The sequence below is a fragment of the Microcoleus sp. B6-A1 genome, from assembly GCF_036705085.1.
Classification (GTDB): Bacteria; Cyanobacteriota; Cyanobacteriia; order Cyanobacteriales; family Microcoleaceae; genus Microcoleus.
On sequence record NZ_JAUBTU010000020.1, the window covers coordinates 45566 to 59860 of the forward strand.

General features: G+C 45.0%; 11 protein-coding genes. 3 read left to right on the plus strand and 8 right to left on the minus strand.

What is annotated here, in order from left to right:
- Positions 1-42 precede the first annotated feature (42 nt).
- From QUB11_RS09700 to minC, 6 genes are all read right to left on the minus strand, one after another.
- Positions 43-1401 (minus strand): VWA domain-containing protein, encoded by a 1359-nt coding sequence (locus QUB11_RS09700; RefSeq protein ID WP_333203836.1) that lies wholly within the window; start codon positions 1399-1401, stop codon positions 43-45.
- A 123-nt stretch (positions 1402-1524) separates the two neighbouring features.
- Positions 1525-2127 (minus strand): TerD family protein, encoded by a 603-nt coding sequence (locus QUB11_RS09705; RefSeq protein WP_333203838.1) that lies wholly within the window; start codon positions 2125-2127, stop codon positions 1525-1527.
- A gap of 12 nt (positions 2128-2139) precedes the next feature.
- A complete protein-coding gene (locus tag QUB11_RS09710; protein WP_333203840.1) occupies positions 2140-2715 on the minus strand; it encodes a TerD family protein in 576 nt (191 codons plus the stop codon).
- Between the two features lie 623 nt (positions 2716-3338).
- Complete coding sequence (gene minE, locus QUB11_RS09715; protein ID WP_333157722.1) at positions 3339-3710, minus strand: cell division topological specificity factor MinE; 372 nt, start codon at positions 3708-3710, stop codon at positions 3339-3341.
- 216 nt (positions 3711-3926) lie between these two features.
- Complete coding sequence (gene minD, locus QUB11_RS09720; protein ID WP_006635273.1) at positions 3927-4733, minus strand: septum site-determining protein MinD; 807 nt, start codon at positions 4731-4733, stop codon at positions 3927-3929.
- Positions 4734-4981: 248 nt separating this feature from the next.
- Positions 4982-5788 carry a septum site-determining protein MinC gene (gene minC, locus QUB11_RS09725; RefSeq protein ID WP_333203895.1) on the minus strand — a complete coding sequence of 269 codons (807 nt, stop codon included), beginning with the start codon at positions 5786-5788 and terminating at the stop codon, positions 4982-4984.
- Between the two features lie 296 nt (positions 5789-6084).
- Between minC and QUB11_RS09730 the strand changes: the two genes are divergently transcribed.
- The 3 genes from QUB11_RS09730 to QUB11_RS09740 all read left to right on the plus strand — a co-directional run bounded on the left by QUB11_RS09730 (position 6085) and on the right by QUB11_RS09740 (position 10038).
- Positions 6085-7008: an ADP-ribosylglycohydrolase family protein gene (locus tag QUB11_RS09730; protein WP_333203842.1), complete on the plus strand. Its 924-nt coding sequence runs from the start codon at positions 6085-6087 to the stop codon at positions 7006-7008.
- Between the two features lie 186 nt (positions 7009-7194).
- Positions 7195-8016: a Uma2 family endonuclease gene (locus tag QUB11_RS09735; RefSeq protein ID WP_333203843.1), complete on the plus strand. Its 822-nt coding sequence runs from the start codon at positions 7195-7197 to the stop codon at positions 8014-8016.
- Between the two features lie 291 nt (positions 8017-8307).
- Complete coding sequence (locus tag QUB11_RS09740; protein WP_333203845.1) at positions 8308-10038, plus strand: NAD(P)H-quinone oxidoreductase subunit 4; 1731 nt, start codon at positions 8308-8310, stop codon at positions 10036-10038.
- 67 nt (positions 10039-10105) lie between these two features.
- Here QUB11_RS09740 and QUB11_RS09745 read toward each other — a convergent pair whose 3' ends face one another.
- On the minus strand, positions 10106-11770 hold the full coding sequence (locus QUB11_RS09745) for an NB-ARC domain-containing protein (RefSeq protein WP_333390377.1): 1665 nt from the start codon (positions 11768-11770) through the stop codon (positions 10106-10108).
- A 420-nt stretch (positions 11771-12190) separates the two neighbouring features.
- Positions 12191-14155: an ABC transporter ATP-binding protein/permease gene (locus QUB11_RS09750; RefSeq protein ID WP_333390380.1), complete on the minus strand. Its 1965-nt coding sequence runs from the start codon at positions 14153-14155 to the stop codon at positions 12191-12193.
- Positions 14156-14295 lie beyond the last annotated feature (140 nt).

Here is a 14295-nt window from a genome sequence, read left to right on the forward strand (position 1 = left end):
GTTGATAGTTGCCACAGTCTCCAACAAAATGCTCCGATTTCCCTATTTTAATATTCCTTTCAATCTGGCCTGCTTAATCCAAGCGGGAAATTCATTCAGCAGTCTTTCATACAATTGTTCATCAGTGATTTTCCCCAAATCGTCTAAATGAAAAAAGTTAGCGTTATCAACCAGCCGGCCACCCATACTATCTAGTCTTTCCAGAATTCCATAGTTAAAACCAGCCAATCCCACAAATTGCCAAAAAATCGGATATTTTGCAGCTTCAACTATAGATTTTTTAATTTCTGGCTCATTAGTAACGCCTCCATCACTGAGGAAAACAATAAATGTAGGCAGTTTACTAGGCTTTTCCTGAGTATACTTTTTTATGACATCTTGTATTACCAAACTTTCATTGTTTCCGCCGCCTAATTCCAGCATCAGAGAAGGCATTTTAAAAACAAGTAAAGCTCTCTTCATTTCGCCGGCTTTTTTTGTGATATAGCCATCAACATTTGTCTCCGTCACCGAGCTTGTTCTTTTGAATGTTGAGCCAAAAAACCAAACATCTAATGTAGCATCATCATCTAGTCTGCTAGCTACTGGAACTATTCTTTCAAGGAACGCTTGCACTGCACCAGAACTATATTGATGGCTCATAGAGCCAGAAATATCCAAAACCAAAGCAACTCTTGCTAGGATATCATCAATTCCTTTCTTTTTAAGACAAATATCTACTTTGGCTTTTAAAAGGCTGATGTCTGCTTTTTTTGTAATATCAATAGGTTGCTGTTGGGTTTCTTTTTGATGAGTTAGTACAGAACTATCTACTTTCTTCTCTTCCTGTTTAGTCTCGACAAAATACCTATCGACAAAACTTTGCAAGCCGGCTTTATAACCTTCTCCTACTGCTCGAAATCTCCATTTTAAGTCTTTTCTATACAATCTGCCAAACTCCAACGCTGTCTCTTGAGAAAAAGCTTCTTTTAAATCGTACCGAGCTAACTCGACTCCTGTTTCCTGGTTGTAAAGCCTGATAAACGCATTTTTAACTTGGCTGAAATTTTGATTTTTTTCCAGCCCTTCGTGAATAGTGACAACAAAAACTATTTGCTCAATAGCAATCTTGACTTTTGTCAAATCTACGTAGATCGTCTCATCATCATCTTCGCCTTGCCCAGTTCTGTTATCTCCTGAATGTCTTAAAGAGCCATCCAGTGATTTCAGATTATTATAGAATACAAAGTATTTTTCATGAATTATTTTGCCGGCAGCACCTAACATAAACACAGAAGCATCAATATCATAGCTTGGGCCAACCTGGCTCACATCCCAACCTAAGCCAATCGCCACGTGTTTTAAATCGGGAGCAGCTTTAGAAAGATTTAACCTTTCACCTTTGGTTAATTGGATTCCCATTCTATTGGTTTTCCTTCAATGCAAATTCGGCTGATTAGCTATTGTCAACAAAAAAAGGTTTCGATCGTTGTTGTCCACTTCTGATTCCAGGAAGTAAGGAGCATCTATGTACCGAAGGAGTTGTTAAGCATAGGTTTTCACAAGTTCCTGTAACCCATTAACCTTAACACCGTTACCGATGGCTGCCATTTTCCACTCATTATTATGCTTGTAAATTTCTGCCATCAGCATCCCCGTCATGCCTTTGTATTCAGAACCTGATAGGTTATATTTGGCGAGCTCTTGATTATTGGACGTATTAACCAAACGCACAAACGCATTTTGAACTTGTCCGAAGTCTTGCTTGCGTGCAATGCAATCGTAAATGTTAACTGTAAATACCAGTTTGACAATTTGCGAGGGAATTCGAGATAAATCGACGAGAATTTGCTCGTCATCTCCCTCTCCCGCTCCAGTCAGATTATCACCTAGATGCGTAATAGCTCCTGAACGGTGGGAGAGATTGCCAAAATAAACGATATTGGTCATATCATTCACTTTGTCATTTCGATCTAAACAAATCACTGAGGCATCCAAGTCATAATCGGGAGCACTGCTAAAAGCCCCAAACAAACCCCCACCTGAGCGTTTCGCCACATCCCAGCCTAATCCGCAGATCAGTTTTGTTAGCCCTGGCGCTTCTTTGGAAAGCGAGATGCGCTGTCCTTTTTGTAGGTTAATTCCCATGTATTTTACCTTTTAGCTATAGCGATCGAGTAATGCTTGTAAACCACCTTGATAGCCGGCTCCCACTGCATTGAGACGCCACTCACCGTCTTTCCGGTAAAGTTCAGCCATGATCAGTGCCGTCTCTATGGAATAATCTTCTACAAGGTCATAGCGAACAGCTTCCTGTTGTGTTTGGGCATTAACGATCCGCACGAAGGCATTTTGCACCTGACCAAAATTTTGACGGCGTTGCTGTGCTTCATGGATGGTTACAGTTACAAGAATTTTTTGGACATCATTAGGCACTTTTTTGAGGTTGATTTTGATAACTTCATCATCCCCCTCGCCCGCCCCCGTGAGATTATCTCCCAGGTGCTGCACTGATTTGTCGGGATCTGGACTTGTGAGATTGTTATAAAAAATGAAGTGGTTATCAGAAATTAATTTTTCGTTAGCACCTAAGAGGAACAATGATGAGTCTAGGTCAAAGTCAGAACCCGTGTCTGTAGCTTTAACGTCCCATCCCAGTCCTACGAATACTTCTGAGAGACCGGGTGAAATTTTTTCAAGCGATACCCGTTGTCCTTTTGTCAGAGATACTGCCATGATTCAATCTTCCTCTTTATTAGAATTAGAAGTGGTTATGGAGGGAGGCGCGGACTGGAAAACTTTATTAAGTTTTTGCTGGAAATAGTTAAAGAATTTTAAATCTTAAATAATAAGAATATTAGCTAACTGTGCCGATGTCAATAGGGGTTACAACTCTTAATTATTTTTTTTGTATGAGTACAAAGCAATCATGCCCTGCCTCCCACAGTTGTGTAATCTCAGCTTGGGTTATTGTGCTTGTGTATTTTGACAAACTCTCGGAACTTCGCCCTGTTTTGTGATGCCAGTGACCATTACCAGGCCGTTTCCACAAGGCCCTCCGCTGGGAAGTCTCCTGCGTTGCAATACCATCGACTTGTGGCGTCGATGGTGTTGCGACGGATTCCCAACGCTTGAGCAACTTCGATTTTCTTCATGCCATTTAACTCGATCGCTGGAATGACCTGATCAAAAAGGTATAAATGTACAGTTTGGGCCCCAAAGTCGGCGCGATCGCTCTGCAAAACTGGCGACTAATTGTAGTCGATTTTCTAACCGACGAAAGCGGTTGCTATACTTTAATTTAAATGCCGATCGGCTCGAATCGAACTCTTTGCCTGACAATAAAATCTCAATCCCTATCACTCTCTTGTTTCGGGGAGAATTTCGACTACATACTCCGGTACATATTCTGGTCGATTCTCTGGCCGATTCGGGGGCAAATTCTTGGGCAAATTCTCCGGTGGATGTTCTAGTCTGACTCGCCGGATCGGAAGATTTGCAATTAGTGCTGTGGCCCGCTGGTCGCTCTCCAGCGAGAACTCAGACCCGGTGGTATCGATTTCCACGTAGCGAGACACCACCTCTAGAATTTCTCGGCGCATCGACTCAACCATTTCTGGGCTGAGTTCTGAGCGGTCGTGGGCTAGAACCAGTTTGAGGCGCCGTTTTACCTCGTCGCGGCTGTTGTCAGGGGTGCGCGGGAAAAGTCGTTCGAGAAGTGTGTGTATCATGGGTCGGGCTGGTTTGTCAAGGGTTAGGCATAGAAAACGTCATACCATTTTCGATTTTCGAGTTTCGATTTTCGATGGGGGAATAAGTGATTCCCGTCAGGTTGGGAGCTGGTCTACAGTTTCATTCTTTTTGGGAACTGGTGTGAGTGGGGGAAATTTTGGGGTAGTTTTTGTGATGCGGTCGCTGCTGTTAAAGATCGATCGCCAATGAGCACATCACATAATTTTAGTATTTAAGAACTTGCGGAGGCGAGTAAAGAAGTTTTCCCGACGGGGATTGAGATCTAGAAAATCAACTTTTTCGCCTTCTAAGCGGCGGGCAATATTGTCGAAGGCAGTTCCAGCTAAAGAGGCCGTTTCCGACAATACTAATGGTTCGCCTCGGTTGGTGGAAACGATGACGCGCTCGTCGTCGGGAACCACGCCTAACAGCGGAATCGCGAGGATTTCCCGCACGTCTTGCACCGACATCATATCATTTGCCAGCACCATTGCGGGTCTGATCCGGTTGACGATCAGGTTGATTTTCTTGACGTTGTTGGCTTCCAGCAGCCCGATGACTCGATCGGCATCTCGGACAGCAGCGATTTCGGGAGTTGTGACAATTATCCCTTCTTGAGCCGGGGCGATCGCATTTTGAAAACCTTGTTCAATTCCAGCAGGAGAGTCGATCAAAATATAGTCGTACTTTGCTCCCAACATCCCCACAAGCTGCTTCATTTGCTCAGCGCTGATGGCATCTTTCATCCGAGTTTGGGCCGCCGGCAACAGCACCAAGCGCGGCTGCCGCTTGTCTTTCACCAAAGCTTGCTCTAATCGGCACTCTCCAGCGAGAACTTCTAATGCCGTGTAAACAATTCTATTTTCTAAGCCCAGCAGCAAGTCTAAATTTCTGAGACCGAAATCCGCATCAATTACGGCAACGTTGCGTCCCCGCTTAGCTAAAGCCATGCCGAGATTGGCTGTGGAGGTGGTTTTTCCTACCCCGCCTTTCCCTGATGTAACAACAATAATGCGAGCCATAAGCGATTTTTAGATTAGTTATTGCTAATTGGTAATTGGTAATTGGTAATTGGGAATTGGTAATTGGTAATTGGTAATTGGTAATTGCTAATTGGTAACAACTAACAAATGCCAACTAACAACTAACAACTGTCAACTGTCAACTGTCAACTGTCAACTGCCAACTGTCAACTGTCAACTGCCAACTGTCAACTGTCAACTGTCAACTGCCAACTGTCAACTGTCAACTGTCAACTGTCAACTGTCAACTAACCATTACCCCCGACTAACTGCGATTTGTCAAAATCAGAGGCTCTACCGATCCGAATCCCTTGAGGCGTCACATAGGCGACTTCCGGGAAAAACTGAGCGGGTGAGGTTTCTGGGCCTCTGGCAACATACTTAGCAATCCTAATCACCATCGGTTCCATCTGCAAGGTCATAATCACGCTTTTGGTGTTGCCACCGGCACCGGCGTGCACGACTCCCCGCAAACGGCCCCAAACTAGGATATCGCCTCCGGCGATAACTGAGCCGCCGGGATTTACGTCTCCCAAAAGTACGACGGTGCCCGGATGGCGAATTTCTACGCCCGATCGCACTGTCATCTGCAAATATAAAGGTTCCGCCAGCGATTGCGGTTTTTCAGCGGCGGCTTTATTCAGGGAAGAAACCGGAGGCTGCTGTTCTACACAATAGCCTGCTGTAGCTGCGGCAACGGCGGTTTGGCGGCGACTGGTGTGGACTCGTTTGAGTTGCAGTTCCACTTCGGAGAGGGCATCGGCGATTTCTTGTAGTTGGCGGATATCTAAAAGTCGATCGTTCCCCATCAATTGTACTTCTGCGTTTGGCTGCCAAAAGCGTTCTCCCGCATTCAGCCTGACTTTTAGCTGCTGCCAAAGTTCAGTCCAAGTCGAGGCGGAAGCTGTTGCGGGTTCACTATTGGTTTCTGGGGGGAGTAGCAACAGTAGCTGTCCATCTTCGGTTTTGAGTCGGACTTGCAGCTCCAAGCTGACTTCGGGTGTTGATTGAGTGGCAGGGGCGGAAGTAGCTCCGGCGGTGGCATCGGGTGTCATGGACAGGTCTGAGTTCAGGTAGGGACAGGTTAACATCAATATTAGCCTGAGTGGTCATTAGTCATTAGTCATTAGTCATTAGTCATTAGTCATTAGCAGGGCACTCCGCGCGCACTTTAGACAATTATAGGACTTACGCCTGGGGGTCTAGAAACCGGGTTTTTTTTACAAAAATACTTCGTTGCAACCCGCAGATTCGGTAAAAAACCCGGTTTCTTCGATCGGTGTATAAATCTTGAATTACTGATTACCAATTCCCCATTCGCCATAACCAATTCCCCATTCGCCATTACTATATGCAGCAAATAGAACGTTATCGCGGTAGTCTTCTGGGTTTGGCAGTTGGTGATGCTTTGGGTACAACTTTAGAGTTCTGTCGCCCCGGAACGTTTGCGCCTATTAACGATATGGTTGGCGGCGGCCCGTTTCGACTAGAACCGGGCGAGTGGACGGACGATACTTCGATGGCGCTTTGTTTGGCCCAAAGTTTGATTGAGAAGCAAGGTTTCGATCCTGTCCATCAGTTAGAAACTTATGTGCGGTGGTGGCGAGACGGACATTTGAGCAGTACGGGTGAATGTTTTGATATTGGCAATACGGTGCAACAAGCACTTTGGAAGTTTGAAGATACAAGAAAACCTTATTGCGGTTTTACCGATGCTCAGACTGCTGGAAATGGTTCGATTATGCGTTTGGCTCCGGTGCCTTTGTTTTATGCGAAAAATCCTTTGGAAGTCATAGATAAATCTGGAGAAAGTTCGAGAACTACTCACGCTGCTGCTACTTGTGTGGATGCTTGCCGCTATTTTGGTAATTTAATTGCGGGGGCTGTGAATGGGGTTGCTAAAGATGTGTTGCTTTCGGAAAGATATTGTCCGATTGGTGGCTATTGGGCAGCAAATCCGCTGGTGGCGGAGATTGATGAGATTGCGGCGGGTTCTTTTAAATTGCGACAACCTCCTGAAATTAAAGGTACGGGTTATGTTGTCAAGTCTTTGGAGGCGGCACTTTGGGCTTTTTACAACAGTTCTTCTTTTGCGGAAGGCTGTTTGTTGGCTGTGAATTTGGGCGACGACGCGGATACAACTGGTGCGGTTTACGGACAGTTGGCTGGGGCTTTTTACGGAGAATCTGGTATACCGCAAAAATGGATCTCGCAATTAGTCGATCGCACTTTAATTGCATCTTTTGGCGATCGGCTTTTCTCTTTATCTAGTTAAAATCGATGTTTTAAATCAAGGGTGACAATTCCCAGGCATAACATAAATAATTGTAGGGGCGGGTTCACCGAAATATATGACACCCACCGACAAATCAGATAAACCCGCCCCATCCCATTCAGAAACTAGCAACTTGAGTTAAAATAGACAAATTTACACAAAGATTTCTGGTTGAAGGTTAATACAATGGTACTCGAAGCCCCGTCTATCAAAGCCAAACCAACCGTCACCTGGGAACCCCTACCAGCTAACTTCGTATTACCCGACGATCCTGTGGAAAATATTCAACAACCTTCTCTCGCCGCTGGTCTCACCGATGCACTGGGAGCCGCAGGATGTATCCAGCCAGAAACGCTGATTGCCTCTAATTTGGGGCTAGTCGCCACAGTCAATAAAAAGATTGTTGTCAAAGCTCCAGACTGGTTTTATGTGCCGCAAGTGCATCCTCTAGCAGATGGGGTAATTCGCCGTAGTTATACTCCTCACACTGATGGTGCTAATGTGGCGATCGTGATGGAGTTTCTCTCGGAAGCAGAGGGAGGAGAACTATCGGTCAGAGCAACTCCGCCCTATGGTAAACTCCACTTTTACGAACAGATTCTTCAAATACCTACTTATGTCACTTATGACCCCTACGAAGGTATTTTAGAAGTGCGCTATTTGCAAGATGGGCGGTATGTTTTACATTCAGCCAATGAGCAGGGGCGGGTGTGGATTCCACAACTGGAACTATATCTGGGGATTTGGTCGGGGGAAAGGTTGGGACAAACCATGAACTGGCTGCGCTGGTGGGATGATGTAGGTAATTTGTTGCTGTGGAGTTCAGAACAAGCTGAGCAAGAAAGGCAAAGGGCTGAGCAAGAAAGCCAAAGGGCTGAGCAGGAAAGCCAAAGGGCTGACCAAGAAAGGCAAAGGGCTGAGCAGGAAAGCCAAAGGGCTGACCAAGAAAGGCAAAGGGCTGAACGATTGGCGGCTAAGTTGCGCGAATTGGGAGTTGATCCAGATTGAACGTTGATTGAAAGCTAATTTACGATCGCCCTGAATACACAGGACTTACCCAACTATCTACCAGAATAGGCGCAACCACAGGCAGATTGCCCCTACAAAACGCTATATTTTGTTGTTCGTAAGTCCTGAATCGAAAATCACAAATCGAAGAACCCTTGACGTGTGTAGCAATTCGTGATATTTTCATGCGCGTTTATCGGGATATAAAAAATATTTATGAATAAATCTTAAGTTTTAATTAAATTTAGTATTATAATTTTGGTAACTTCCAACTAAGTATTTATTCTCACTATGATAGCGGATCAATTTCCTTGGCTGACCGCAATTGTCATCCTACCCCTGGTAGCTTCCCTCGCCATCCCTTTTCTGCCCGATACAGACGGCAAAACCGTGCGCTGGTATGCCCTAGGCGTAGGTATTGCAGATTTTGTATTAATGTGCTGGGTGTTTTGGACTCATTACGATCCCAGCATCTCTACTTTCCAAATCGTCGAGCAATATCCCTGGATACCTTCTTTAGGCCTCAACTGGTCTGTTTCCGTTGACGGACTGTCTGTTCCGTTGGTACTGTTGGCGGGATTGGTGACGACGCTATCAATCTTTGCAGCCTGGGAAGTCGATCGCAAGCCACGACTGTTTTACTTCCTAATGCTGGTGATGTACTCCGCACAAATAGGAGTGTTCGTCGCCCAAGACATCATGCTGCTGTTCATTGTCTGGGAACTAGAACTAATTCCGGTGTACCTCCTAATCTCGATTTGGGGCGGACAAAACCGTCGCTATGCAGCTACCAAATTCTTGATTTACACCGCAGGCGCTTCCATCTTTATTTTGATAGCTGCCTTAGCAATGGCATTCTACGGCGGAGGCACCCCCACCTTCGACATGGTAGAACTAGGCTTGAAGGACTACCCACTGGGTTTAGAATTACTGCTTTATGCGGGATTGTTCATTGCTTTCGGTGTGAAACTGGCGATTTTCCCCTTCCACACTTGGCTACCTGATGCCCACGGTGAAGCATCTTCTCCCGTGTCGATGATTCTGGCCGGCGTATTGCTGAAAATGGGCGGATACGGACTGATTCGGCTGAATTTGGAACTTCTTCCCCAAGCACACGTTTACTTTGCACCGATTATGGCGGTGCTCGGCGTAGTAAATATTATCTACGGCGCGCTGAATTCCTTCGGCCAATCGAACATGAAGCGTCGCTTAGCCAATTCGTCGATTTCTCACATGGGATTCGTGTTGTTGGGTATTGCCTCCTTCACGGATTTGGGAATCAACGGGGCGCTGTTGCAAATGATTTCCCACGGTTTAATCGCCTCAGTATTGTTTTTCCTGGCTGGCGTTACTTACGATCGCACCCATACAATGATCATGGACGAGATGGGCGAGATTGGGAAAGTCATGCCGAAAGTGTTTGCTTTGTTTACCGCAGGCGCTATGGCATCTTTGGCACTCCCGGGAATGAGCGGTTTTGCTAGCGAATTGTCCGTGTTTGTGGGCGTCGCAACTAGCGATATGTACAGCGCTTCTTTCCGCGCGGTGACAGTGTTCCTGGCGGCAGTAGGACTGATTTTGACGCCGATTTATTTGCTCTCGATGCTGCGACAGTTATTTTACAACTGTGGAACCCTAGCGGCTTGCGACCTTGAGGATCTAAATTTGCAGAATCAGAGAAACAATCTGGATGAAGCGGTTTGTTTTGGTAATAGTTGCGTTTTGCCGGGTGATGCAGCGTTTATTGATGCTAAACCTCGGGAAGTGGCGATCGCATTTTGCTTTTTGATACCGATTGTCGGCATTGGTTTTTATCCCAACATGGCGATGCAAGTATACGATGCCAAGACTGTCGCAGTCAACGCAGAAGTCAGGCAATCTTACATCCAAATTGCTCAACAAAATCCTCGGATTTATGCGAATCAACTTTTGGTTCCCAAAATTGCCCAAGCTCAGAAATCGCCTGCTTTGGACAAAATTACAGGGTCTGAATCTGCATCGGTTTTTGGCATTGTCAAATAATTTTACCGAATTCTGTTTTTGTTGAAAATTGGGCGATCGCTTTTGTCAAAGGGCGATCGCTTTTTTCTTAGCGCTGAATTTCTGAAATAATCTGCGCCAGATTCTCCCTAGCATATCCCACCTCAAGAATCGATTTATCATCGAGATCAGAGGCAACTTTCTTCAATATCTTTAGCGGTTCTTCAAAGCCTGTCGTCTTCAAAAACAACACTTGCAACCGATTTTTTACTAATGCTAAAATAGAGCTACTTGGTTCGCCTTTATCCCCTTTCCGTTTAGCAATGTTGATGCTCAATTTGTGAGTTTTCAACAGCCTCATTCTTTCTATTCCTTGGGTCTTAACCGTCTCCAAAACCTCCGCTCTAATCTGATCGACTAATCTGTCGGTCACATATTGCACGATCAAAGGCTGAAGCATAAAAACAGTTTCCCCGCCCTCACTAATTTTGTCAATCAGTGAGCGACGACCCAGAGAATCGAGATTTTTCAGCAAATCTGAAAGCGATGAATTGACCAACATCTGCTCTCGCAAAGTCGCCAGGGAAATCGGGATTTGAGCAATAGCAATCCAGTAGGCAATCTCTTGTTCAGAACTCGACATTCGATCGAACTGCTGCGCGAGCAAATTGCTGATATGTTCTTCAATAAATAAAGCCGTAGCTTCCAAAAGCTTTAAAACATTCCCCTCAAAAAACTCCTTAATTGTTGTCGCTACAATCTTTAATGCTAACAGATTGCCTCCGTACCGAGATAACAAGATTTCCAACTCTCGATCTTGAGGCGACAAACCTTTTTCGTGGAAAATTTCCCGCGCTATTTCCTCGGAAATAGCAGGTTTTAAAGACCGCACTTTTTCTCCCGTCAGCAAAGCCAGTTCCGTAGGCTCTTCCGAACTAACTAGCAGTAAACAGCTATTGTGATTGACCTCACACAGTCGCACGATTAAATCTCGATATCCTTCGTAGCCTTCGCGGTAGTGTCCCGCTAATTCTTCGGGTCTGAGAACCGCTTCAAAATCATCTAAAATTACCAGACAGCGGTGTTTCCGCAGATACTCTACCAATCGCGAAATTTTGCTGTTGAGGTCGATCCTCTTCGTTGGCGTAGCCCCCGTAGGGGCGGGCTCCGCTAACGGCACATCGGGTTTTTGTTGATTAGAAAAAAGTTGAATTAAGCTTCCTAGGAAGTCGGATGGTGCTGGTGTCGATCGCAGCGATCGCCAAATCACAAAATCAAACTCATTCTGTACCTGTTTTGCCAACTGCACCGACAGAGTTGTTTTGCCACTACCAGCCAAACCCAGCAGCGCTACTAGGCGACAATTATCTGATACAATCCACTGCTTTAAAATAGTTAATTCTTCAGTCCGTCCGTAAAAAACCGAAACATCCGGTGCTTGGCCCCAATCTTCCTCTCGGTGTCCGATGGCCATCTTCAATAGAGAGCCTTTACCTCCACTAAAATCGCTCCTTCCCTGATCGATGTGGTATGAAAACAGCAACTGATGCCTCAATTCCGAAAGCTTTCCAGGGCCGTTCCCCCCGATCTGAAACTTTTTGTAAACTTCGCCGAGTCTTTTGCGAACGGCGATGTCGCTAATGCCAAGCTTGGTGGCGATCGTCGCTGTAGATTGACCGTCGAGAGCCATAAACACAGTTTCTAACTCGGCATCTGTGACACCGCGCTGTTTGGCGATCGTTTGCACAAAGTTTTGAGGAATCGGAGTAGTCAAGGTAGGAATCTCGTCTATACTAAAAATCTATCTTCTATTATATTGTGTGAGTTCTCGCAGGCGAGCAATTGAATCGAATCTACCAACGTTCAGCTTGCTTTTTGTTGTTTGGGCCGTTTTAGATATTTATACCCAATTATCGATTGTGATACCAGTTTAAAAAATTGCTACTCTCGGCCCGTGCTCCAAACCAATACACAATCAGTCATTCCCAATTCTTTAATCCTTTAATCTAAAATGGTATGAGAAACGGGGAGTTAATCTGCATTAATTGTTGCTATTTCCCTCCCCGTAAAACCTATTGTAGAGTGGACGCGCGGCGCTTAATTTATAGCACCAAACCATAAATCTCCAACCGCACCACAGCCCACCGCGAACCAACAAGCGCGTAAATTCACAATGTTGGAAAGCAGCGCTGTATCAGACAAAATTTGTCGCACTAGCGCGGTATTCTTGGGCAGAAAGCAGCCGCCAACTCCCATCGCCCATAAGTTCCAAAACCTGCTGGTGATATTTCACTAAGCTCAATCGGTGGCCGACACTCACAAACGTAGTTTTAGTGGCTTGCAACTGCTCGTATAAATGTTGCTCGTTCTTCAAATCCAAAGCACTTGTCGCCTCATCCAAAATAGTGTATCTCGGTTCCGTCAATAACAATCTAGCAAAACCTAAACGTTGCTGTTCTCCCAGCGACAAAATCTCACCCCAATCTAAATCCGCATCAAAACCGCCCAATCTGTCCGGCAAATCTGCTAAATTTACTGATGCCAAAACGCGGCGCAATTTTTCCTCATCAACCTCGCTGCTGCTGTTGGGATAGAGAAGTTGCGATCGCAAACTACCCAAAATCATATAAGGACGCTGTGGCAAAAACAGCATTTCCCCCAATTCCGGCCGCGCCAAACGACCTGTTCCCGATTCCCACAAACCCGCAATTGCCCGCAGCAAAGAACTCTTCCCAGCACCGCTTTGCCCGACAATTAACAGTCCTTCACCGGGCTGCACTGCTACCGACAAATCGCTAATTAAAGTCTTTTGATGGTGTGGAGTATCTAAAGTAACGTGTTCCAGTGTCAATTGCGAACTTATAACTGTATCGATTGTTCGGGAGTCTAGTTGAACCGCACTTTTTTCATCTCTTAAAGACTCATTAAACGTGGCTAAGCGATTAATTCCCGCTGCAAAGAAACTCAAGCTTTCAATCCTATATACAACCAAAGAAAAGGCATCAGAAACCTGACGAAAAGCAAATTCAGCTTGAGTAATATCGCCGTATCTGATCTCACCGGCAAAGTAGATAGAAGCCAGGAATAAAGATGGAATAATATAAGTTGCATATCTATAGCTAACTCTAAAATATCCCAGATTCCGCTGCCAACCAATTAGGAAATTGAAGTTCCGAACTGCTTCTAAAAATCGGTGTTTCACCTGAACAGATTCCTGTGCTTCTCCCCGGTAAAAAGCAATTGATTCTGCATTGTCCCGAATGTGAACCAATCCATAGCGAAAGTCAGCCTCTTTCGAGAGCTGATTGAAGTTAAAAAATATCAACCTTTTGCCAAAAAATACCATGACTGTCGTGCCAAAAACAGCATAAATAATTAGTCCGATCGAAAGACCTTTGGAAATAGACCACAGAATGCCTGTAAAAGAAATAATATCGATCACTGCCCCCAATATCAGCAGCAAAAACTCTAAACTTGTGCTAGTGAAAGATTTGATATCTTCAGCAATCCGCTGGTCGGGATTGTCGATTTCCTTCTGAGAATTGATTTCGTAATAAGCGCGGTTTTGAAAATAACTACCCAGGAAACTATCAGTCATCCACTCTCGCCAGTACAATCCCAGTTTATCTTGGGTATAGCTGTAAATAACCACTATCGGGGTACCGATAATAAAAACTCCAGCATAAACCCACATAAACCGCCAAAAAGTCATCTGATCTTTTTCAGCCAGTGCGGTCGTAAAATAATTACTAATATAGCTAATGACTACGTTAATTCCGCTAACAGACAGTGACAAAAATAGCAGCAGAGCTAACATTAGCCACTGCTTCCAGCGCGGTATCAACTTGCTTCTGAAAAAAACAAAAGCAGCCAGCGGTAGGATTAGCATTAAACCAACGATCGCAATTGTCGGTGAGTAGATAATTCCTTTAATCAAAGTAGCTAAGCCAGCCGCCACCCCGTTAAAAGCCTCTGGAAATAAAACTTGAGTACCCAAACATACAGCACTGACGAGCACAAACATCGCAGCGAAGAGAAATATCAACAACAGCGCCACTAATCCCAAAAATACCCTGCCTCCCCCAGGCTCTAAAGGATAAAAGTAAGGCTGAGCGATCGCAATAAATCTCTGCCACAACTGACGGTCAAATCGATTCATCTTTGCTGTTTACAAAACTACTTTTACTGTTCTAACATATCAAGTCTTGTGACAAAATGCAGCAGTAATTTATGTCGGAGTTTCGCGAAAAAATTTGTCTCACCCACAGACGGAAACTTGTTTTCCGAGTTAACTGGTGG

What these genes read in the sequence shown, in the direction of transcription:
- QUB11_RS09700 (WP_333203836.1), bottom strand. Translation starts at nt 1,401, where the DNA reads ATGGGAATCCAATTAACCAAAGGTGAAAGGTTAAATCTTTCTAAAGCT.
- QUB11_RS09705 (WP_333203838.1), bottom strand. Translation starts at nt 2,127, where the DNA reads ATGGGAATTAACCTACAAAAAGGACAGCGCATCTCGCTTTCCAAAGAA.
- QUB11_RS09710 (WP_333203840.1), bottom strand. Translation starts at nt 2,715, where the DNA reads ATGGCAGTATCTCTGACAAAAGGACAACGGGTATCGCTTGAAAAAATT.
- minE (WP_333157722.1), bottom strand. Translation starts at nt 3,710, where the DNA reads ATGATACACACACTTCTCGAACGACTTTTCCCGCGCACCCCTGACAAC.
- minD (WP_006635273.1), bottom strand. Translation starts at nt 4,733, where the DNA reads ATGGCTCGCATTATTGTTGTTACATCAGGGAAAGGCGGGGTAGGAAAA.
- minC (WP_333203895.1), bottom strand. Translation starts at nt 5,788, where the DNA reads ATGACACCCGATGCCACCGCCGGAGCTACTTCCGCCCCTGCCACTCAA.
- QUB11_RS09730 (WP_333203842.1), top strand. Translation starts at nt 6,085, where the DNA reads ATGCAGCAAATAGAACGTTATCGCGGTAGTCTTCTGGGTTTGGCAGTT.
- QUB11_RS09735 (WP_333203843.1), top strand. Translation starts at nt 7,195, where the DNA reads ATGGTACTCGAAGCCCCGTCTATCAAAGCCAAACCAACCGTCACCTGG.
- QUB11_RS09740 (WP_333203845.1), top strand. Translation starts at nt 8,308, where the DNA reads ATGATAGCGGATCAATTTCCTTGGCTGACCGCAATTGTCATCCTACCC.
- QUB11_RS09750 (WP_333390380.1), bottom strand. Translation starts at nt 14,155, where the DNA reads ATGAATCGATTTGACCGTCAGTTGTGGCAGAGATTTATTGCGATCGCT.